26 protein-coding genes are annotated in these 20,174 nt (G+C 72.1%); 19 read left to right on the forward strand and 7 right to left on the reverse strand.

Annotated elements, in window-relative coordinates; all coding sequences use genetic code 11:
* Nucleotides 1-77: 77 nt before the first annotated feature.
* Entirely contained in the window at nt 78-767 is a 690-nt protein-coding gene (locus tag ASC58_RS13275; protein ID WP_056916357.1) for a response regulator transcription factor, read from the reverse strand.
* Nucleotides 768-912: 145 nt separating this feature from the next.
* Between ASC58_RS13275 and ASC58_RS13280 the strand changes: the two genes are divergently transcribed.
* On the forward strand, nt 913-1,182 hold the full coding sequence (locus tag ASC58_RS13280; RefSeq protein WP_056919648.1) for a MoaD/ThiS family protein: 270 nt from the start codon (nt 913-915) through the stop codon (nt 1,180-1,182).
* 16 nt (nt 1,183-1,198) lie between these two features.
* Nucleotides 1,199-2,056: a hypothetical protein gene (locus ASC58_RS13285; RefSeq protein ID WP_056916359.1), complete on the forward strand. Its 858-nt coding sequence runs from the start codon at nt 1,199-1,201 to the stop codon at nt 2,054-2,056.
* 153 nt (nt 2,057-2,209) lie between these two features.
* Here the strand turns inward: ASC58_RS13285 and ASC58_RS13290 are convergent, their stop codons facing one another.
* Entirely contained in the window at nt 2,210-2,608 is a 399-nt protein-coding gene (locus ASC58_RS13290; RefSeq protein WP_082553284.1) for a DsrE family protein, read from the reverse strand.
* Nucleotides 2,609-2,730: 122 nt separating this feature from the next.
* Between ASC58_RS13290 and ASC58_RS13295 the strand changes: the two genes are divergently transcribed.
* Together ASC58_RS13295 and ASC58_RS13300 are read left to right on the forward strand one after the other, a co-directional pair.
* On the forward strand, nt 2,731-3,228 hold the full coding sequence (locus ASC58_RS13295) for an FABP family protein (RefSeq protein WP_056919649.1): 498 nt from the start codon (nt 2,731-2,733) through the stop codon (nt 3,226-3,228).
* A 4-nt stretch (nt 3,229-3,232) separates the two neighbouring features.
* On the forward strand, nt 3,233-3,820 hold the full coding sequence (locus ASC58_RS13300; RefSeq protein ID WP_056919650.1) for a hypothetical protein: 588 nt from the start codon (nt 3,233-3,235) through the stop codon (nt 3,818-3,820).
* Between the two features lie 3 nt (nt 3,821-3,823).
* On the opposite strand, the gene ASC58_RS13305 is transcribed toward ASC58_RS13300, so the two are convergent.
* Nucleotides 3,824-4,840: an LCP family protein gene (locus ASC58_RS13305; RefSeq protein ID WP_056919651.1), complete on the reverse strand. Its 1,017-nt coding sequence runs from the start codon at nt 4,838-4,840 to the stop codon at nt 3,824-3,826.
* Between the two features lie 72 nt (nt 4,841-4,912).
* On the opposite strand from ASC58_RS13305, the gene ASC58_RS13310 reads away from it, so the two are divergent.
* From ASC58_RS13310 to ASC58_RS13350, 9 genes are all read left to right on the forward strand, one after another.
* On the forward strand, nt 4,913-5,332 hold the full coding sequence (locus tag ASC58_RS13310; RefSeq protein WP_200947828.1) for a Fur family transcriptional regulator: 420 nt from the start codon (nt 4,913-4,915) through the stop codon (nt 5,330-5,332).
* A gap of 39 nt (nt 5,333-5,371) precedes the next feature.
* A complete protein-coding gene (locus tag ASC58_RS13315; RefSeq protein ID WP_082553286.1) occupies nt 5,372-6,457 on the forward strand; it encodes a folate-binding protein YgfZ in 1,086 nt (361 codons plus the stop codon).
* 52 nt (nt 6,458-6,509) lie between these two features.
* On the forward strand, nt 6,510-7,355 hold the full coding sequence (locus ASC58_RS13320; RefSeq protein WP_056919832.1) for a 3-keto-5-aminohexanoate cleavage protein: 846 nt from the start codon (nt 6,510-6,512) through the stop codon (nt 7,353-7,355).
* A gap of 73 nt (nt 7,356-7,428) precedes the next feature.
* The gene (locus ASC58_RS13325) at nt 7,429-7,935 is read left to right on the forward strand and encodes a helix-turn-helix domain-containing protein (protein ID WP_056916364.1); all 507 of its coding nucleotides are present in this window, start codon (nt 7,429-7,431) and stop codon (nt 7,933-7,935) included.
* Between the two features lies 1 nt (nt 7,936).
* The gene (locus ASC58_RS13330) at nt 7,937-8,647 is read left to right on the forward strand and encodes a hypothetical protein (protein WP_056919652.1); all 711 of its coding nucleotides are present in this window, start codon (nt 7,937-7,939) and stop codon (nt 8,645-8,647) included.
* A 95-nt stretch (nt 8,648-8,742) separates the two neighbouring features.
* Nucleotides 8,743-9,726 carry an asparaginase gene (locus ASC58_RS13335; RefSeq protein ID WP_056919653.1) on the forward strand — a complete coding sequence of 328 codons (984 nt, stop codon included), beginning with the start codon at nt 8,743-8,745 and terminating at the stop codon, nt 9,724-9,726.
* A gap of 21 nt (nt 9,727-9,747) precedes the next feature.
* Nucleotides 9,748-10,173: a D-aminoacyl-tRNA deacylase gene (gene dtd, locus ASC58_RS13340; protein WP_056919654.1), complete on the forward strand. Its 426-nt coding sequence runs from the start codon at nt 9,748-9,750 to the stop codon at nt 10,171-10,173.
* Between the two features lie 17 nt (nt 10,174-10,190).
* Nucleotides 10,191-10,529 (forward strand): DUF2516 family protein, encoded by a 339-nt coding sequence (locus ASC58_RS13345; protein WP_056916368.1) that lies wholly within the window; start codon nt 10,191-10,193, stop codon nt 10,527-10,529.
* The gene (locus tag ASC58_RS13350) at nt 10,523-10,957 is read left to right on the forward strand and encodes a phosphomannose isomerase type II C-terminal cupin domain (RefSeq protein WP_369796236.1); all 435 of its coding nucleotides are present in this window, start codon (nt 10,523-10,525) and stop codon (nt 10,955-10,957) included. The genes ASC58_RS13345 and ASC58_RS13350 overlap by 7 nt, the downstream gene beginning before the upstream one ends.
* Here the strand turns inward: ASC58_RS13350 and ASC58_RS13355 are convergent.
* Nucleotides 10,945-11,748 (reverse strand): class I SAM-dependent methyltransferase, encoded by an 804-nt coding sequence (locus ASC58_RS13355; protein ID WP_157598531.1) that lies wholly within the window; start codon nt 11,746-11,748, stop codon nt 10,945-10,947. The two genes, ASC58_RS13350 and ASC58_RS13355, sit on opposite strands and share 13 nt — an antisense overlap.
* 43 nt (nt 11,749-11,791) lie before the next feature.
* Here ASC58_RS13355 and ASC58_RS13360 point away from each other — a divergent pair, with 43 nt between their 5' ends.
* The 4 genes from ASC58_RS13360 to ASC58_RS13375 all read left to right on the forward strand — a co-directional run bounded on the left by ASC58_RS13360 (nt 11,792) and on the right by ASC58_RS13375 (nt 15,270).
* Nucleotides 11,792-12,574: a hypothetical protein gene (locus ASC58_RS13360; protein ID WP_157598502.1), complete on the forward strand. Its 783-nt coding sequence runs from the start codon at nt 11,792-11,794 to the stop codon at nt 12,572-12,574.
* Between the two features lie 30 nt (nt 12,575-12,604).
* Nucleotides 12,605-13,918, forward strand: a complete 1,314-nt coding sequence (gene mshA / locus ASC58_RS13365; RefSeq protein WP_056919656.1) for a D-inositol-3-phosphate glycosyltransferase — start codon at nt 12,605-12,607, stop codon at nt 13,916-13,918.
* Nucleotides 13,915-14,469: a YbjN domain-containing protein gene (locus ASC58_RS13370; RefSeq protein ID WP_369796237.1), complete on the forward strand. Its 555-nt coding sequence runs from the start codon at nt 13,915-13,917 to the stop codon at nt 14,467-14,469. The genes mshA and ASC58_RS13370 overlap by 4 nt, the downstream gene beginning before the upstream one ends.
* A gap of 66 nt (nt 14,470-14,535) precedes the next feature.
* Nucleotides 14,536-15,270, forward strand: coding sequence for a phosphoglyceromutase (locus tag ASC58_RS13375; RefSeq protein WP_056919657.1), 735 nt, complete (start codon nt 14,536-14,538; stop codon nt 15,268-15,270).
* A 3-nt stretch (nt 15,271-15,273) separates the two neighbouring features.
* Here the strand turns inward: ASC58_RS13375 and ASC58_RS13380 are convergent, their stop codons facing one another.
* From ASC58_RS13380 to phoU, 3 genes are all read right to left on the reverse strand, one after another.
* Entirely contained in the window at nt 15,274-16,677 is a 1,404-nt protein-coding gene (locus ASC58_RS13380) for a hypothetical protein (protein WP_056919658.1), read from the reverse strand.
* Complete coding sequence (locus ASC58_RS13385; protein WP_056919659.1) at nt 16,674-17,204, reverse strand: SigE family RNA polymerase sigma factor; 531 nt, start codon at nt 17,202-17,204, stop codon at nt 16,674-16,676. The genes ASC58_RS13380 and ASC58_RS13385 overlap by 4 nt, the downstream gene beginning before the upstream one ends.
* A gap of 236 nt (nt 17,205-17,440) precedes the next feature.
* The gene (gene phoU / locus ASC58_RS13390) at nt 17,441-18,127 is read right to left on the reverse strand and encodes a phosphate signaling complex protein PhoU (protein WP_056916375.1); all 687 of its coding nucleotides are present in this window, start codon (nt 18,125-18,127) and stop codon (nt 17,441-17,443) included.
* A 154-nt stretch (nt 18,128-18,281) separates the two neighbouring features.
* Between phoU and ASC58_RS13395 the strand changes: the two genes are divergently transcribed.
* Together ASC58_RS13395 and ASC58_RS13400 are read left to right on the forward strand one after the other, a co-directional pair.
* Nucleotides 18,282-19,478 carry a cell wall metabolism sensor histidine kinase WalK gene (locus ASC58_RS13395; RefSeq protein ID WP_082553288.1) on the forward strand — a complete coding sequence of 399 codons (1,197 nt, stop codon included), beginning with the start codon at nt 18,282-18,284 and terminating at the stop codon, nt 19,476-19,478.
* Nucleotides 19,475-20,158: a response regulator transcription factor gene (locus ASC58_RS13400; protein WP_056916376.1), complete on the forward strand. Its 684-nt coding sequence runs from the start codon at nt 19,475-19,477 to the stop codon at nt 20,156-20,158. Before ASC58_RS13395 ends, ASC58_RS13400 begins: the two co-directional genes overlap by 4 nt.
* The last annotated feature ends 16 nt before the right edge of the window (nt 20,159-20,174 follow it).

Here is a 20,174-nt window from a genome sequence, read left to right on the forward strand (position 1 = left end):
AAGGCGCCCCTCCCGTTTCGGGAGGGGCGCCTTTCGTGTGACGGATGGTGTGCCGGGACCGGGTGCGGCACGGCGGGTCAGGCGTCGGCGTGCACGTCCTCGGACGGGACGAAGCGGTACCCGACGTTGCGGACGGTGCCGATGAGCACCTCGTGCTCCGAGCCCAGCTTGGCCCGCAGGCGCCGGACATGGACGTCGACGGTGCGGGTGCCCCCGTAGTAGTCGTAGCCCCAGACCTCCTGGAGGAGCTGGGCCCGGCTGAACACGCGGCCCGGGTGCTGGGCGAGGTACTTGAGGAGCTCGAACTCCTTGTAGGTCAGGTCGAGCAGGCGACCGCGCACGCGCGCGGAGTAGGTCGCCTCGTCGATGGTCACGTCACCGCTGGTGATCTGGACCTCGTCCGGCTCCTGCATCTCCTGCAGCCGTCCGGCGGCCAGGCGCAGGCGCGCCTCCACCTCGGCGGGACCGGCCGACTCGAGCAGGACCTCGTCGACGCCCCACTCGGCAGTGATCCCCGCGAGGCCGCCCTCGGTGAGGATCGCGATGAGGGGGACCGACATGCCGGTGGCGCGCAGCACGCGGCAGAGGGATCGGGCCACCGCCAGGTCGCGGCGGGCGTCGAGCAGCACGGCGTCCGCAGGGGGAGCATCGACCAGGGCCGTGGGCTCGGCCGGGATGATCCGCACCTGGTGCGTCAGGAGCCCGAGTGCCGGCAGCACCTCGGCGCTCGGCGCCAGGGCGTTGGTCAGCAGCAGCAGACGGGCCATGCCTACGAAGGATACGGTTCGAGGGGCGCCCTCGAGCGGGTGAACACATGCTGAGACCCTTGTCTCACGATGAGACCGGCTCCCGGTGGGGGCCGGTCACGAAGGGCCCGCACCACCGAGGGAGCCGGGCCGGGAGGAGAGCGGTATGCCGTCCGAGCAGGATCCCGCGACGAGCGCGGGCCCGGTCACGGTGCGCTACTGGGCGGCGGCCCGGGCAGCGGCCGGGACCGACCAGGACGTCGTGGACGGTGGGACGGTCGCTGCGACCGTCGCCGCTGTCACCGCGCTGCACCCGGCGCTGGCCCCGATCGCCGCAGTGAGCACCCTGCTCCTCGACGGGAGGGCCGTCACCCGTGACGCCGTGGTCGCCTCGGGGTCGGTGCTGGAGGTACTGCCCCCCTTCGCCGGTGGGTGATGCGAGGATGCGGGCTGTGTCCGACGTTCCCGAGCAGCAGGCGCCGGCCCCGGTCGCCCCGATGACCCGGCGCGAACGCCGGGCCCGCAGCCGCAACACCCCCGCGGTCCTGCCGAAGAGGGCCCTGCTCGCGCGTCCACTGACCATGGCGACGACCATCGCGTTCGCCGCGCTCGTCGGACTGACCGGCTACGCCAGCCCCGACTTCGTCGCGGTCGCGGTGGCCCTCGCCGGCCTGGTGCTCGCCTGGGGCTGGCCCCAGCTCCTGAGCCTGCCCAGCCCGCGGGGGACGTCCGCCGTGCTGGCTGTGGGCACGGTCCTCATGACCGCCAGCGTGCTCCTCACCCGCGAGGCCCCGTACCTCCAGTGGCTCCCGGCAGCCCTGGCCGTCTCGGTCATCGCGGCCTTCCTTCACCAGCTCATGCGCCGCGACGGTCGACCCCGCCTCACCGAGTCGGTGACCTCGAGCGTCACCGGCCTCGCCGTTGTCTCGGCCGGCATCGCCCTGGCCCCTGTCCCGCAGATCCTGCACGGCGAGCACGCCCTCGCGGCGGCCATGGCCGGCCTGGGCTTCGGCGTCCTCGCCGACCCGTTGATCAAGGTGCAGCGACTACGGCAGTGGGCCCTGTTCATCTCGATGGTGGTCGGCGGGGCCGCGGGGATGGTGGTGTCGGTCCTGGCCGGACACCCCAAGCCGTGGCCCGCGGCGCTGCTCGGCCTGCTCGCAGCCGCGGTCGCGCACGCCGCTCGCAGGGTGATGGCGGTGCTGCCGGCGACGGCCATGCCGCGCGCCCAGCTGGCGGTCGGCGCGTCCTCGTCGCTGCTGGTCGGCGTGGTCGCCTACGTCGTGGTCCGCTCGCCCTTCTTCGCCTGACCGTCCCGCACGGACCTCCTGCACACCCCTCCCGGCCGCACCCTCCCGTCCGCACCTTCCCGCGCGCACCTTCTCGCGCGAGACGCCGGTTGCGCGGCATACCGCGGGATGGTGACCCGAGGTGTGCCGCGCAACCAGCGTTTCGCGGGTGGGTCAGTAGACGAGCGCCTGGGCGCCGTCGGCCATGACCTCCTCGACGAACGCGGCCGCCCCCCGGACCACCACGCCCTCGACCAGGTCGGCCTCGGTGAGGTCGCGACGGGCGGCGCACTGGCCACAGACCGTGACGGTGCCGGTGGCGAGGACGGCGTCGAGCAGGTCGCGCAGGGGTGCCGCGTGGGCGAGCCGGACCTGTTCGGCCCGACCGGGGACCGCCATCCAGGCGGCGTCACCGGTCAACCACAGGCTGACCTCGACCCCGCTCGCGGCGGCGGTCGCCGCGACCGTGAGGGCCTGGTTGAGGCGTTCGGTCGACTCGGTGCCGGCGGCGTCGGGGTCCGACGGGGCGCCGCTGGTGGCCTTGACGACCAGACGTGTACGGGGAGCGGTCATGGCCCACAGGCTACGATCTGGCGCGTGCACTACTTCTACATCGGCCTGCTGGTCGCCTCCGCCCTCGTCATCACCTGGTTCGCCGGGTTCGTCGTGTACCGCCTGGTGAAGACGCCTCGCTGATGGTGTTCCACCTCGACACCGACCTGCCCCGAGAGCTGGCACCGCTGGCCTGGATGATCGGTCGCTGGGAGGGTGCCGGCGTCGTCGGCTACCCCACGATCGAGTCGGCCAACTTCGGCCAGGAGATCGAGGTGAGCCACGACGGCCGCCCCTTCCTCACCTGGCAGAGCCGTACCTGGCTGCTGAACGAGGCCGGCGAGCAGGTGCGCCCGCTGGCGACCGAGCTGGGGTTCTGGCGCCCGGTCGAGGGTGGGGAGGTCGAGCTGGTGCTCGCCCACCCGACAGGCATCGTCGAGCTGTACTTCGGCACCGCAGAGCCGGCCAAGGTCCAGCTCCGCACCGACGGGGTGCTGCGCAGCCCGCACGCCAAGGAGTACAACGCCGCCACGCGCCTGTACGGGTTGGTCGACTCCAACCTCCTGTGGGCCATGGACATGGCCGCCGTCGGCCAGAAGCTGCAGAGCCACGTGTCTGCCGAGCTCAAGCGCGTGGGCTGAGGCGTTGACCCACCGCCCGGCGCGGATCCTCAACGTCTGCACCGGCAACATCTGCCGCTCACCGTTCCTCGAGCGCGCCCTGCAGGCCGAGCTCGACCGGTCCTGGGGCGTGGGTGCGGTCGAGGTCGCGAGTGCCGGCACCGGAGCACTCGCCGGTCACCCGATGGAGCCGCAGGCGCGGGACCGGCTCGAGGCTGCCGGCTACTCCGCCGACGGGTTCGTGGCCAGGCACCTCGAGGAGGACCTCGTGGCCGGTGCCGACCTGGTCCTCACCGCCAGCCGGGCCCACATCGGCCGGGTGACGACGTTGCACCCGCGCGTCCTGCGGCGGGTGTTCGCCTTCCGGGAGTTCGCCCACCTGTTGTCAGCGGTCCCGGCCGACGCCCTGCACGGCCCGGTCGACAGTGCCCGCGAGCACGTGGCACGGGCCACCCGGCTCGCCTCGGCCGAGCGCGGGATGGGTTCGCCGCTGTCCGACGACGAGGCCGACGTGGTCGACCCCTACCGCCGCTCGCCTGAGGTCTTCGACGCCATGGCGGCCCAGGTCATGGACGCGCTGCCGACGGTCGTCCGGGCGCTCTCGCGCCCCTGACGGCTACGGCGTGCGGGTGACGTCCTCGTAGGAGGACATCGCGTCGTTCTGCAGGGCGTCCCCGAGGTCCTGCATCCCCTGGACGTCGAGGATGTCGATGGACGCGCCGGCGGGGGAGGTGCCGTACCCGGTGAAGGGGGCCGTGATGAAGGCGATGTCCTTGCCGCGCAGGTTGCGCATGGCAACGGCCTCGCTGCGCATGTCGCCGGTGGAGAAGTCCTTGTCCACCGTGAGGTTGGACGTGCCGGCCTCGACGAACTGCGCCAGCTTCACCGGGTTGCCGAGCACGTCCTTGCTCAGCGACTTGAGCATCAGCGCCTTGATGAAAGCCTGCTGCCGCCGGCCGCGGGAGATGTCTCCCTCGCTCAGCTCCTTGCGCTCGCGCACGAAGGCGAGGGCCTCCTCGCCACCCATCTGCTGGTAGCCCTTGGTGAACGTGTAGCCCCGGCTGGAGCTCGACTCCTCCACGTAGACGTTGACGCCACCGACGGCGTCGGTCATCCGCTTGAAGCCCTCGAAGTCGATGATCGCCACGTGGTCGACCGGCACGCCCACGAGACCCTGGATGGTCTGCACGAGCAGCGGGGCGCCGCCGTAGGCGAAGGCCGCGTTGATCTTGTCCTTGCCCCGGCCCGGGATGTCGACGTAGAGGTCACGCGGGAAGTGGACGAGGTTGACCGTCTTGCGGTTGGCCGCGACGTGCATGAGCACGATGACGTCGGAACGGGCGCCGGCGAGGCCGGCCCGCGCGTCGGAGCCGATGATGAGGAAGTTCTGGGCGTCCTTGGCCCCGGCCTTCTTCGTCGGTGCGTCGGTGGCCCCGCTCACGCCGGGCGTGGGGAGCAGGGAGCTGCGCTTGACGTTCGAGTTGACCGTGTTGTTGAGGAACAACAGGTAGCCCGCGACGGAGCCGACCACGAGCAGCACGACCAGGGCGATGACGATGGCCAACGTCCTGCGCAGGCGGCGTCGCTTCGGGCGCGCGGGCGGGGTCTGGGTCTCTTCGAATTGGTCCAGCACCCGGCCAGTGTAGGTGGCGCACCCGGGCAGATCGTGCAGGTCGCCGTCACGCTCGACCGTACAGTGGGGGGCGTGCAGGACGTCGGCGAGCGGTTGCGGGCCCAGGGGCGCAGGATGACGCCCCAGCGCCAGCGCGTGCTCGACGCCGTGGCCACGCTGGGCCACGCGACCCCCGAGGACGTGGTCGCCCGGGTGTCCGCCGACGGCGGGGCCACTCTCGCACCGTCCACCGTCTACCGGGCCCTGGAGGCCCTGGAGTCGCTCGGGGTCGTGGGGCACACGCACCTCGACCACCGCGCGCCGAGCTACCACCTGGCCGACCACGCCGACCACATCCACCTCGTCTGCCGTACCTGCGGACGCGTCGAGCAGTGCGACCGCGACCTGGCCGAGTCCTTCACCGGGAATGTTCTGGCCGCGAGCGGCTTTGTTGCTGACGTGACCCACATGGCGGTGCACGGCCTGTGCGCCGACTGCGCGAGCCGATCCTGACCGCCTGAACGGCCACCCGATGACAGAGGTGCACCCCGCATGACGCAGACCCCGACCACCCCCACCGAGCTCCGCGACCCCACGGTTCCCGCCCAGGACGTTCCTGCCCCCGTGACCCGGTCGGTCCTGCTGTCTCGGCCCGGCGCGGTGGAGGGTGACGGGCCGGACGCGGGGGTGGCGGCCCACTACGGCGACCCGCTGCGCGAGCAGCGCCTCCTCGTCGAGGGCCTGGCCGTCGTGGACCTCTCCCACCACGGGGTGGTCACCGTCACCGGTCCAGACCGCCTCTCGTGGCTGCACTCCATCACCACCCAGCAGCTGACCGGGCTCGGCCCGCGGGAGTCGCGCGAGTCGTTGGTGCTCAGCCCCAAGGGCCACATCGAGCACGACCTGCACCTCGTCGACGACGGTGAGACGTCCTGGATCATCACCGAGCCCGGCACCGCTCCGGCGCTCGTGCGCTGGCTCGACTCGATGCGGTTCATGCTGCGGGTCGAGGTCGCGGACGTCAGCGCAGACTGGGCGGTCCTCGGCGAACCCTCCGGTGCCGAGGCCCAGCCCGGTGAGCTCCTCGCGTGGCGTGACCCGTGGCCGGGGCTGGTCGGTGACACCGCGGCATACGGCCCGGTGGAGGGGCACCCCGCGGAAGGGCGCGCTTGGCGCGAGGTCCTCGTGCCCGTCGCCGAGCTCGAGGCGACGGTCGGCGACCGCGACCTGGCTGGTTCGTGGGCGGCCGAGGCGCTGCGCGTCGCCGCCTGGCGCCCGCGCCTGGGGTTCGAGACCGACCACCGCACCATCGCCCACGAGACCGACTGGCTGCGCACGGCGATCCACCTGCACAAGGGGTGCTACCGCGGTCAGGAGACGGTCGCCCGGGTCCACAACCTGGGGCGTCCGCCGCGCCGCCTGGTCTTCCTGCACCTCGACGGGTCGGGCCACACCCTTCCGGAGCGCGGGGAGCCGGTGCTGCTCGGCGACAAGACCGTCGGGCTGCTCACCTCCGTGGCCCGCCACCACGAGGACGGCCCGATCGGGCTCGCGCTGGTCAAGCGCAACACCCCCCTCGACGCGACCCTCGTCGTCGGTGGCGTGAGCGGCAGCCAGACGGAGGTCGTCGCTCCCTGATCTCGGCCCGGGTGCCGACGACCGCCGGAGGCGTCCTGCCATGATGTCCGCCATGGCCACGACCCCCGGCACCCTGATCACCGTCGCGCCCACGGGCGCCGAGCTGTCCAAGTCCGACTTCCCGCAGCTGCCGACGACGCTCGAGGAGCTCGTCGAGACCGCGGTCGCCTGCGAGGCTGCCGGTGCCTCGATGATCCACCTGCACATCCGCGACGGTGAGCACCGCCCGACGCTCGACCACGGCCACCTCAAGGCCGCCGTGGACGCCCTTCGTGAGCAGACGTCGCTCGTCGTCCAGCTGTCCACCGGCGGCAGCGTGCACGACCCCCTCGAGCAGCGCCTGACCGTGCTCGACGCGGAGCCGGACTCCTGCTCGCTGACCTGTGGCACCACGAACTTCGGCGACGACGTCTTCCTCAACCCCTACGGCTTCATCTCCGACCTGTACGTCCAGGCGCAGGAGCGCGAGGTCGTCCCGGAGTTCGAGCTGTTCGACCTCGGCCACGTCGCCGCCCTGGCCCGCCTCATCGACGCGCACGGCCTGCCCTTCGGGGGGAAGGTCCACGTCGACTTCGTGACCGGTGTGCCCGGCGGTATGCCGGGAAACCCGGCCGCCCTGCTCGCCGGCGTCGCGATGCTCCCGGCCGAGGTCACGTCCTGGGCCGCGACGGGGATCGGCCGCACGCACCTGCCGATCGCCGCCGCCGCACTCGCCGCGGGCGGCCACCTGCGGGTCGGGATGGAGGACAACGTGGTGTTCTCCCGCGGGGTCCAGGTCCAGCACAACCGCGAGCTGGTCGAACGCGCCGCTCACCTCGCCGAAGTCATGCAGCGCCCGGCGATGTCGACCCAGGACGCGCGTTCGATGCTCGGGGTCAAGGACCGCCGCACCGCCTGACCTGTCGCGGTGTGGTCACCATCACGCTGCCTGCAGTTTGCGTTCTGCTAACTGGAGCAAGCATGATGGAGGCATGAGCCGACTTCCACTGGGACCCCTGGGCGGTGACAGCCTCGGTGACTACCTGCGTGAGCAGCGTCAGTCCGCGAAGCTCTCGCTGCGCCAGCTGTCCGAGCTGGCAGGCGTCTCGAACCCCTACCTGTCGCAGATCGAGCGGGGCCTGAAGAAGCCCAGCGCCGAGATCCTCCAGCAGCTCGCCAAGGGCCTCGAGGTCTCCGCCGAGTCGCTCTACGTACGGGCCGGGATCCTCGACGAGCGCCACGGCCACCCGGCCGAGGCGCCCGACACCCGGGCCGTCATCGGCGCCGACCCGCGACTCAGCGACCGCCAGAAGTCCGCCCTGCTGGACATCTACGACTCCTTCGTCGGCGGCGACCCCGCCCCGACGAGCCGCACCCGCAAGGCCGCGGCGCCCCGCACGGGCGGCACGAAGGCCGCGACTCCCCGGAGCCGCAAGCCCTCGACCGCCACGCGCACGAGCAAGCGCAGCACGCCCTCCACCACCACCCAAGGAGACTGACATGGCACTCGTTGCCGACATCCGCAAGAACGTCATCGACACCACCCCCGTGTTCGCCGTGGTCGGCCTGACCGACCTCGCCGTCGAGAAGGTCCGCGACGCCCGCGTCCGCGCCACCACGGTCGGCCTCGAGCTCACCAACGACCTCAAGGCAGACCTGAACCCGGCTGCCATCCAGACCAAGGCCCAGGCGCGCGTGTCCGGTGTGGCCGAGCAGGCCCAGGAGCTCCCGGCCCTGGCCCTGAACCGCAGCCTCGAGCTGGCCGGCAAGGCGCAGGAGTCCTACGAGACCGTCGCCGCCCGCGGCGAGAAGCTCGTCAAGCGCGTGCGCACCCAGAAGGCCACCAAGGACCTCATCGCCCAGGCCGAGACCACGGTCGCCCTCGGCAAGGGTGCGGTCACCACCGTGCGCAAGTCTGCCAACGAGCTCCAGCGCTCCGCCAAGGCCACGCTGACCACCGGCCGCAAGGAGGCCGCCACGGTCGCCGACGCCGTCGCCAGCTCGGTCGCCGTCGAGACCACCGAGGTCGCCACCGCGGCCAAGGAGTCCGCGAAGCGCACCCGCACGGCTGCCAAGCGCACCTCCACCACCGCCAAGAAGTCGGCCACCGCGACCAAGACCGCCACCAAGCGCGCGACCACCGGTGCCCGCAAGACCGCCTCCACCGCGAAGAAGGCCACCGCCACGACCGCGGCCAAGGTCGGCGACTGATCACGGTCCTGCCCTGAGCAGACTCTGCGCAGGCCCCCACCCGGCAACGGGTGGGGGCCTGCGTCGTCCCGCGGGCCGTGGCTAGGCTCGGGAGGGTGAGCACGCCGCATACCGTCACCCCGCCCGCCCTCGACGACGCCCCCGTCCTCGCGCACTACGTGCGCGGCGGGTTCGTGGAGTCCGCCCACCGGGCCTCGGTGGTCGTGACCGCCGCGGACGGCGGCGAGCACCTGCTGGCGCTCGGCGCCGTCGACGACCCGGTGTTCCCGCGGTCGTCCAACAAGCCGGTCCAGACGCTGGCCATGGTCCGTGCGGGCCTGCGTATGCCGCCGGCGCACCTCGCGCTCGCCTCCGCGAGCCACTCGGGCGAGGACTTCCACCTCGCCGCGGTGCGCGAGATGCTCGCCTCCGTCGGGCTGACCGAGGGCGCGCTGCAGAACACCGCTGACTACCCCGTCAACGAGGAGGCCCGCGAGGCGGTCATTCGCAGTGGCGGCGGCAAGCTCCCCATCACCCAGAACTGCTCCGGCAAGCATGCCGCGATGCTGGCCACCTGCGTCGTGAACGGCTGGGACACCGCCACCTACCGCGACCCCTCGCACCCGCTGCAGGTCGCGATCGCGCAGACGCTGGCCGAGCTGACCGGTGACGAGATCACCTCGACCGCCGTCGACGGCTGCGGTGCGCCCGTCATGGCCGTCACGCTCGCCGGTCTCGCCCGCGCGTTCGGGACGATGGCGTCCGCGCCCGCCGGGACCCACGAGGCCGAGGTGGCCGACGCCATCCGCGCGAACCCCGCGTACCTCGGCGGCACCGGCCGCGACGTCACCGCCCTCATCGAGCACACCCCCGGCCTCATCGCCAAGGACGGCGCCGAGTCCGTGTATGCCGTGGGGCTGGCCGACGGGCGCGGGATCGCCCTCAAGGTCGCCGACGGCTACCCGCGGGCCAAGCCAGTGATCCTGGCTGCCGTGCTGCGCCACCTCGGCGTGGAGTCGGCGGCCATCGCCCAGCTCGAGCACTCCCCGGTCCTCGGGCACGGGGAGCCGGTCGGCGCGATCGTGGCCGTCAACCTCTGACCCGGGCAGCCTGAGCCAGTCGTGCGCGCGGTCGTGCAGCGGGTCTCCTCGGCCTCGGTCACCGTCGACGGCGAGGTCGTCGGCGCGATCGAGCGCCCGGGGCTGCTGGTGCTGGTCGGTGTCACCCACGACGACGGCCCCGAGCAGGTCGCGACGTTGGCCCGCAAGATCGCCGACCTGCGGATCCTGCGCGACGAGCGGTCGGTCTCGGACGTCGGTGCGCCGGTGCTGGTCGTCAGCCAGTTCACCCTCTACGCCGACACCCGCAAGGGCCGTCGGCCGTCGTGGGGTGCAGCCGCACCGGGACCGGTGGCCGAGCCGCTGGTCGAGGCCGTGGTCGAGGCCCTGAGGGGCCGGGGCATCGACGTGGCGACGGGACGGTTCGGCGCGGACATGCAGGTCTCCCTGGTCAATGACGGCCCGGTGACACTGGTCCTCGAAGTCTGACGTCTAGGCTGGGGCCCATGTTCGCACTCGGGAGCCTCCAGGCCGTGGTGACCCTGCTGCTCAGCCTCCTGGCCTTCGCAGCCGAGGTCTTCGCGCTCGTCGACGGCCTGCGGTACCGGCCCGAGGTCTACCTGGCGGCGGGCAAGCGCACGAAGAAGTTCTGGACGATCGTCCTCGGGGTCGCGGTGGTCCTGGGCTTCGTCTCCATCGGCGGCGGCGGCCGGATCTTCTCCATCGGCCTCATCGCCTTCGTGGCGGCCGCCATCTACCTCGCCGACGTCCGGCCCGCCCTCCGGTCGATGGTCGGTCGTGGCGGCAGCGGGAACCAGCACATGGGCCCCTACGGACCGTGGTGAACGACGTGGCCGACGAGCTGGTGGACGACAGGGTGAAGGACGACGTGGTGAAGGACGACGGGGGAGTGCAGATGCGGGACCCGCGCGACGAGACGTTCGTCCAGGAACGTCCCTGGGGGCAGTTCGAGCAGTTCGTGTCCAACGAGCGCGTGACGGTCAAGATCATCACCGTCCAGCCGGGCCACCGACTCTCGCTGCAGACCCACGAGAACCGTGGTGAGTTCTGGCAGGTCCTGGACGGTCCCATGGAGGTCACCGTCGGTGACCGCACGTGGGTCGCGGCCTCGGGCGAGAAGGTCTGGGCACCGCAGGGATCGGTCCACCGCATGGCCAACCACGGCGACGCCCCGGGCCGCATGCTCGAAGTCGCCTTCGGTGACTTCGACGAGGCCGACATCGTGCGGCTCCAGGACGACTACGCCCGCTGACCACCGGGGGTGACGGCGTCCCAGGCGACGGTGAGCTCACCCAGGCGCCAACGGCTCGGCCCGTCGAGCAGCGGCCAGCCGTCGTCCCGCAAGGTCGTCGCGGTGGCGAGGAACCGTTGCCGCACACCGAAGCTCGCGTGGTGCGCCGAATGTGCCCAGGCGCGGTCGAGGGCGCCGAGCCACGCGTGCACGGGTTCGCCGGGGACGTTGCGGTGGATCAGCGCCTTGGGCAGCCGCTCCGCGATGTCGGAGGGTGCGTCGAGTCCGCGCAACCGCCAGGAGAGCGTGAGCGAGACGGGGCCGGTGCGGTCGACGGCGACCCACGTGCTGCGCCGACCCAGCTCGTCGCACGTCCCGTCGACCAGGAGGCCGTCGTCGGTGAGGCGCTCGCGCACGGTGTCCCACGCGGGCCCGACCTGCGACTCGTCATACTGCCGAAGGACGTTGAACGCCCTCACCACGGTCGCCCGGCGCCCGTCGTCAAGCGGCACCTCGAACCCGCCCAGCCGGAAGGCCAGCCCCTCCCGCGCCAGGGACCGGCCCAGGGCGACGCGGGCCGGGTCGATCTCGACACCGACGACCTCGACGTCCGCACGCACCACGCGGAGGCGGTCGTGCAGCTCGACGGCGGTGACCGGTGAGGCGCCGTAGCCGAGGTCCACGACGACCGGCGGGTCCACGGCGCGGCGCAGGCGCCACGCCTGGGGGCCGGCCAGCCAACGGTCGACCCGGCGGAGGCGGTTGGGGTTGGTGGTTCCCCGGGTGATCGTCCCGACCGGCCGTTGCACCACCACGGCAGCAGCGTACGGCGCACCGCGGCCTAGGGTTGGCTCCGTGCACTGGCGCGAGAGGAACATCAGCCGCAGCATGGTCGCGCTGGTGGCCTCGCTGAGCGCCCTCGCCCTGCTCGGGCTCTGGACCCAGCTGCCCGGGTGGCTGGGTCGGGACGCCGGCGTCAGCGACGTCTCGCCCGGCCTGCTGCGGGTGGCACCCGGTGCCAAGGGGGTGGCCACCCTCGGCGGCGGGGTGACGGTGTCCCTGTATCCCGACGGGATGCGGATCGTGCGCGGCCAGAGCCTGCTCACCCAGACCGTCATCGGCGGCTCGATGATCAGTGCGGTCGAGGGCCGGGCGACCGGCACCGGCGCGGACACCGACGAGCACGTCACCCGCCGCCTGAGCAACCTGTCGATCGACGAGCTGGTGTTCCTGCCCGGGCGGGCGACGTACTTCGGGACGGTCTCGGACGGGGCGCTCTCGATGCCGGTGGTGATCCGTATCGAGCTGGCCGGGTCGGTGATCCGCGTCGGCGCCTCCGTCAACGGAGCGGACGGCATCGTGTGGCACCTCGACCACCGCCCGCTGACGACCGGACTGCGGCCGGCCCTCACGGCCCGCAACCTGCGCGGCACGGCGGCGTGGATCTCCCCGGGGAGCGTCGAAGGGCAGGGCGCCTTCTCCACGAACCTGGGGACCGACGTCGGGGTGGGACCCGGACGGGTGGCACGCGGGGTGGACGTGCGGGCCGACGGCCGCATCGACGTGCACATCTGGTCCGACGCGGGGTTCCTCACCATCTCGTCGTACGCGCGTCCGCAGCCCGCCCCGTCGGGGTGACGAGGGGTCCGCAGTGGCAGACTCGGGAGCATGGGCTCCCGCGACCGCATCGACCGTGTCGCCATGCTCAGCGTCCACACCTCGCCGCTCGAGCAGCCGGGCACCGGTGACGCCGGTGGCCTCAACGTGTACGTCGTCGAGGTGGCCCGTGAGCTGGCCAAGCGGGACGTCGAGGTCGAGATCTTCACGCGCACGACCACGGCCGAGCTCGCCCCCACCGTCGAGCTCGAGCCGGGGGTGCTGGTCCGCCACGTGACGGCCGGACCCTACGAAGGGCTCGGCAAGAACGACCTCCCCGGCCAGCTGTGCGCCTTCGCCGCCGGAGTCATGCGCACGGGCGCGCACGCCCCCGAGGACCACTACAGCCTCGTCCACTCGCACTACTGGCTCTCGGGCCAGGTCGGCTGGCTGGCGGCCGACCGCTGGCAGGTGCCGCTCGTGCACACGATGCACACCATGGCCCGGGTCAAGAACCGCCACCTCGCGGACGGCGACGCCCCGGAGCCGTCCGGCCGCGAGATCGGCGAGCTCCAGGTCGTCGAGGCCGCCGACCGCCTCATCGCCAACACCGCGGGGGAGCGGGCCGAGCTGATCGACCTGTATGCAGCGGACCCCGACAAGGTGGTCGTCGTGCCCCCCGGGGTGGACCTGTCCGTCTTCTCGCCGGGCGACCAGCGCGCGTCGCGGGCCCTGGTCGGCGTGGCGCCGGACGCGAAGGTGCTGCTCTTCGTCGGGCGGATCCAGCCGCTCAAGGCCCCCGAGGTGCTCGTCAAGGCAGCCGCAGAGCTGATCGGCCGCCACCCCGAGTGGTGCGGACAGCTCGTCGTGGCGGTTCTCGGCGGGCCGAGCGGGTCCGGGCTCGAGCACCCGGAGTCGCTGCAGGAGCTGACGGTGGCGCTGGGGCTGACGGCGCAGGTGCGGTTCGTCCCGCCGGTGTCCCGCCCCGAGCTCGCCCACTGGTACCGGGCGGCCGACCTGGTCGCGGTGCCGTCGCACTCCGAGTCGTTCGGTCTCGTCGCCGTCGAGGCGCAGGCCTGCGGCACCCCGGTCGTCGCCGCTGACGTCGGTGGCCTGCCGACGGCCGTGGGTGACGCCGGCGTGCTCGTCGCCGGGCACGACATCCCCACCTGGGCCGACGCCCTGGAAGGACTGCTCATGGACCCCATGCGCCGAGAGGCCTTGTCTAACAAGGCTGTCGAGCACGCCGCACTGTTCGGCTGGGACCGCACAGCCGACCGGCTGTACGAGGTCTACATCGAGGCGATGCGCGCCCGCGAACGGGTCTCCGACCCGCCGTCACCCAACGGTGCGCTCGTCGGCGTGCCCTCGGCGGTGACGCCGTGAGCGGTCAGCCCGGCGCCGGGAGCAGGGACCAGTCCGCGCCGGCTGGGCTCGCCGGGGTGCTCGAGGGCTACCTCGCCGACGCCGGCATCGAGTGGGAGCCGGGCGCGCGCTCCGGCGAGTACGTGCTCACCCTGCCGGGCGAGAAGAAGCTCAAGACGGTGGCGTCGCTCGTGGCCGGCGAGTCGTCGCTGTCGGTGTCGGCGTTCGTCATCCGCAACCCCGACGAGAACCACGAGACCTTCTACCGCTACCTGCTCCGCAAGAACCTGCGCCTGCCCGGCCTGGCCTACGCCATCGACACCGCCGGTGACGTCTACGTCACCGGCCGCCTGCCCGCGGACGGGGTCGACGCGGCATACCTCGACCAGCTTCTCGGCGCGCTGCTGGACGCCGCCGACACGCACTTCAACGAGCTGCTCGCGATCGGGTTCCGCACGAGCATGCAGAAGGAGTGGGACTGGCGGGTGTCGCGCGGGGAGTCGCTGCGCAACCTCGAGGCGTTCCGGCACCTCCTCGACGGTCGGTCGGCGGCGGACGCCCCAACGTCCTGAGACGCCCCTGAGACGGCCCTGAGACGGCCCCTGCGCGGTGCCGCGCACGGTCACTACGCTGGACCCATGGCATACACCCTCATCCTGCTGCGCCACGGGCACTCCGACTGGAACGCCAAGAACCTCTTCACCGGCTGGGTCGACGTCGACCTCAACGACCAGGGTCGCGACGAAGCGGTCGCAGGCGGAAGGTTGTTGAAGGACAAGGGAGTTCTGCCGACCGTCGTGCACACGTCGGTGCTGCGCCGGGCGATCACCACGGCCAACCTGGCGCTCGACGCCGCCGACCGCCACTGGATCCCGGTGCGCCGTGACTGGCGGCTCAACGAGCGCCACTACGGCGCGCTCCAGGGCCTGGACAAGGCGGCCACCCGTGAGAAGTACGGCGACGAGCAGTTCATGCTGTGGCGCCGCTCGTTCGACACCCCGCCGCCGCCGATCGAGGTGGGTTCGGAGTTCGACCAGTCGGGCGACCCCCGCTACGCCGGTGTCGAGGTCCCCCGCACGGAGTGCCTCAAGGACGTCATCGCGCGGATGATGCCGTACTGGGAGGGCGCCATCCAGGACGACCTGCGGGCCGGTGAGACGGTGCTCGTCACCGCCCACGGCAACAGCCTGCGTGCCCTGGTCAAGCACCTGGACCAGATCAGCGACGAGGACATCGCCGGCCTGAACATCCCGACCGGCCAGCCGTTGGTCTACACCCTCGGCGAGGACTTCATGCCGACCAAGCCGGCCGAGTACCTCGACCCGGAGGCGGCTGCCGAGGCAGCCGCCGCCGTGGCCAACCAGGGGCGCTAGCGGTCAGCGCGTGGTGCCTGCCGTCCAGACGTCGTCGGACGGCAGGTCCAGGGGCCACCGCCCGATCTGCGCGCCGTCGGCGTCGTAGGTGACGACCTCGTAGGACGCGATCGACGGGTCCGTGGTCGGGGTGGTGACGAGGGCGGTCCCGTTGCGCACGGGGACGACCGCCGAGCTCGGATAGGCCAAGGATCCCGACGACACGAGACGGACCGAGGCCGCGGTCGGGGCGAACACCTCGTGGGTCACCCGGTTGCCGTCGATCGCACCGTGGAGCACGAACGGACGGTCAGCAGCCGTGGCTGCGTCGATCGGGACGCCGGAGGCCGAGTCGGAGGCCATCGACTCGCTGCTGTCCTTGGCCCGCACGACGACCATGGCGCTGCGCAGCACCTGACCTCCGGGCAGGGTCGAGTCCACGACGATCACCTCGTTCGTGACCGGGCCCTTGGCGCCGAAGTCGGCGTGCTCGACGACCTGCGGGTCCGCAGCGCCGAAGAACCGGGTCGTGCTGCGGACGTCCTTGGGCTCCAACCCGAGCCTGACCGCGACTCCCGCCCCCATGGCATCCTCGGCCTTGGCCCGGAAGTCCTCGCCGGTGCAGTTCAGGCACACCGACCCCAGGTCCTCGCGCTGGGTCACGGGAGGGCCCGTCAGGGTGGCGGGCGTGTCGGCGACGGCGCCTCCCGAGGGGTGGATGCGCATCAGCGACGGTGGGGAGTCGTGGACGACGTTCGACCACGCTCCATCGGTCAGGGTGATCGGGCGGTAGGCATCGCGGGTCACCGTGCCGTCGATGCCGATCTGGACGCCGGTCGAGAGCTCGAGCGTGCGGTTACCGGGAGTGGTCAGTGCGACGACCCTGCTGTCGGGGTCGTCGCTCTCGCGCAGGACGACGACGTCGGTGGCGTCCCCGCTCCACACAGAGACGCCGGCGAGCTCGTCGGCGCCGGCCCCCAGGGGTCCGGCGAACATGCTGACCCTGGTGGAGCCGCCGTCCTCTGGATCCCAGCCCACGACGACGCGCGTTCGGTCGAGGTCGGCGGCGTAGACGACGTGCGCCGTGAGGGACTTCTCCGTGACCGCGCTGATGAACGCCTTGTCCTCGGCGAGGGAGCCGCGCACCGGCCACGACGACATGGCGGCCCACCGTGGGTCGGAGGGGCCCGGCACGATGACCTGGGTGCGCTTGGCCGGCAGCGTCGACCGGCGGTCCCCTTGGCTCAGGCCGGGCACGAGGACCGCGACGGCGGCAACGGCTGCCACGGCACCGATCGCTGCGCCGCGGCGGCGTCGGCGGCTCGTGACGACGGCGCCCGTGACCCGCTCGTAGGGGTCGAACGCGGGTCCGTCGAGCTCGTCGGCACGGGCCGCCAGGGCGTCGCGGAGCTGGGTCTCGAGGCTCATGACAGGCTCCTCTCGGGGGCGCCGTTGGTCTGTTGGAGCACGGTGCGGAGGCGGTCGAGGCCCCGGGAAGCCTGGCTCTTCACCGAGCCGAGCGACATGCCGAGCGCGTCGGCCGTGGCCGCCTCGGAGAGGTCGTCGAAGTAGCGCAGCACGACCACGGCGCGCATCCGTGGAGGAAGGCCGAGCACCGCCCGGGCGACCTCGTCGCGGGTGTCGTACGCGGCATACGCGTCGCCGGTGGCCCGGTCCGCGTGGGTGGGGACCTCGCCGAGGGTCTCGGCGACCCGGCGGCGACGCCACCAGGACGCGGACTCGTTCGCCAGCGCGGCGCGGGTGTAGGCGTAGGGGCCACCCGAGGTCTCGTCGCGGGAGATGTGGTCCCACCGGCGGTGCACCTTGACCAGCACCTGCTGCACGAGGTCCTCTGCCCGCCCCTGGTCGCCGGTGAGCAGGTAGGCCGTCCGGACCAGGGCGTGCCAGCGCGCCTGCACGAAGCGGCGGAACTCCTCCTCGCCTCCTGCGTCCACGTCCCACCCCTGCCTGCCCCGGCCGACCTGGTGTCGGCACCCACCCCCTGGACGCGGGTCAGCATGCCGCAGGTTGAGAGCGGTGGGAGATATTTCGGACGACTCACCCCGACACGCACGCAAAGCGGGGGTTGTTCGGCAAGACCGGGTCATGCAGATCCCGTGTCCCCGAACAACCCCCGCTTTGCCGTGCCGCGGTGAGGCGGTTGCGCCGTGTCGCGGGTGGTGCGGCGGACCTACAGCGTGGGGCTGTGGTCCTCCTGCTCCTCGTGGTCCTCGGCGACGTCCCACTCGCCGGTGACGAGGTAGACGACCCGGTGGGCCACCGAGACGGCGTGGTCGGCGAACCGCTCGTAGTAGCGACCGACCAGCGTCATGTCGACGGCCGCCTCGGTGCCGTGCTTCCACGTCCCGTCGATGAGGTGGCTGAACAGCGTGCGGTGCAGCTCGTCCATCGCGTCGTCGTCGCGCTCGAGCGTCTTGGCGTCCTCGACGTCCTTGGCCGCGATGACCTGGCCGCACTTGGCGACGATGCGCTCGGCGACCTGGCCCATCTGCAGGATGGTCGCCCGGATGTCCGCGGGCACGGCCGACTCGGGGTACCGCAGCCGTGCGACCTTGGCGACGTGGCGGGCGAGGTCGCCCATCCGCTCGAGGTCAGCACTCATGCGCATGGAGGTGACCACCATGCGAAGGTCCGTGGCGACCGGCTGCTGCCGGGCCAGGAGGTCGATGGAGAGGGCGTCGAGCCCCTCACGCATGCGGTCGAGCTCCTTGTCGGCCTGGATGACCGACTCGGCGAGCTGGATGTCGGCGTCGAGGAGGGCGGTCGTGGCCCGGGACATGGCCGACCCCGCCAGGCGGGTCATCTCGACGAGCTGGTCGGAGATGGTGTCGAGGTCCTCGTGAAAAGCGTCGCGCATTACTTCCCTAGCGTGAGTGCGGTGGAGCGTGCGAGCCGAGGCTCCCACGGGGCAGTGAACGGTCGGATGACCTCAGGTGAACATCTGGGGGTCCCGTGCGGGCCGGTCCTGATTCCGGACCGGACCGGTATGGCGCGCACCGTACATTGGGATCGTGGATGCGACCACTGCCGCCGTGCTGGCCGGGTTCGCCGGGCTGCTCACCGGTGCCCTGGCCGTCATCGCCGTGCGCTACTCCGAGCGCCAGCAGACGCAGCTGCCGGACACGACGCCCTTGGCCACCTCGCTGCCGCCGGGTGTGGGCGACGTCCTCGCGGTGCTGCGGTCGAGCGCCATCGTCGTCGACTCGGCGGACGCCGTCACCAAGATGTCGCCGGCAGCCGTCGCCTACGGCCTGGTGCGGGACGGCGAGCTCGTCCACGCCGAGCTGCGCCACCTCGCCCGGCAGGTCCGCCGCGACGGGGTGATCCGCGAGTCGCAGCTCGAGCTGTCACGTGGCCCGCTCGGCCAGGGCCGGTCCATCATGCAGGCGCGGGTCGCCCCGCTCGGCAGCAGCCACGTGCTGCTCCTCGTCGAGGACCACACCCAGGCCAGGCGCGTCGAGGAGGTCCGCCGGGACTTCGTCGCCAACGTCAGCCACGAGCTCAAGACCCCCGTAGGTGGCATCGGCCTGCTCGCCGAGGCGATCCTCGACGCGAAGGACGACCCGGTCGCGGTCGAGCGGTTCGCCGGCCGCATGCAGGTCGAGAGCCACCGCCTCGCCCAGCTGGTCAAGGAGATCGTGGACCTGTCGCGCCTGCAGGTCGCCGACACGCTGCACGAGCCGCGCCTCGTCGACGTGACCGCTGCGGTGCACGAGGCCATCGACTACTCGCGGGTCGGCTCCGACGCCAAGCAGATCGAGATCGCCGAGGCGTGCGCGCCCGACCTCAAGGTGTTCGGCGACGAGGACCTGCTCGTCACCGCCGTCCGCAACCTCATCGGCAACGCCGTCGCCTACTCGGGCAACGGCACTCGCGTCGCGGTCGGCGGTCGCCTCAACGGCGACATGGTCGAGATCACCGTGACCGACCAGGGCCAGGGCATCCCGCAGGCCGAGCAGGCGCGCATCTTCGAGCGGTTCTACCGCGTCGACGGCGCGCGCTCGCGCGCCACGGGTGGCACCGGCCTCGGCCTGGCCATCGTCAAGCACATCTGCGCCAACCACGGTGGCGACGTCACCGTGTGGAGCGAGGAGGGCCGTGGATCCACGTTCACGATCCGCCTCCCCGCCGCCGCCGACCGCTCCGGCGGCCGGATCGACCCTGCTTCCCCCACAGCCGCACCGTCCCAAGGAGACCCCCGCGCATGACCCGAATCCTGGTCGTCGAGGACGAGGTGTCGTTCTCCGACCCCTTGTCCTACCTGCTGCGCAAGGAGGGCTACGAGGTGGCCGTCGCCGAGACCGGACCGGAAGCCCTCGAAGACTTCGACCGGTCGGGTGCCGACCTCGTCCTGCTCGACCTCATGCTGCCCGGCCTGTCCGGGACCGAGGTGTGCCGTGCGCTGCGCCAACGGTCCAACGTGCCCGTGATCATGCTGACCGCCAAGGACAGCGAGATCGACAAGGTCGTGGGCCTCGAGATCGGCGCAGACGACTACGTCACCAAGCCGTACTCGTCCCGCGAGCTGCTGGCCCGGATCAAGGCCGTGCTGCGACGGCTGTCCGAGCCCGAGGACCTGGTCCCGGCGACCATCGAGGCGGGCCCGGTCCGCATGGACGTCGAGCGCCACATCGTCACCGTCTCCGGCGAGACGACGCAGCTGCCGCTCAAGGAGTTCGAGCTGCTGGAGATGTTGCTGCGCAACACCGGTCGTGTGCTCACGCGGATGCAGCTCATCGACCGGGTGTGGGGCAGCGACTACGTCGGCGACACCAAGACGCTGGACGTCCACGTGAAGCGGCTGCGCGCCAAGATCGAGCCCGACCCGGCCGACCCGCGCTTCATCGTCACCGTGCGCGGGCTCGGCTACAAGTTCGAGTCCGACTGAGACGTATGGCGCGGAG

Origin of the sequence: Phycicoccus sp. Root101, from assembly GCF_001426245.1 — a bacterium.
GTDB lineage: Bacteria > Actinomycetota > Actinomycetes > Actinomycetales > Dermatophilaceae > Pedococcus.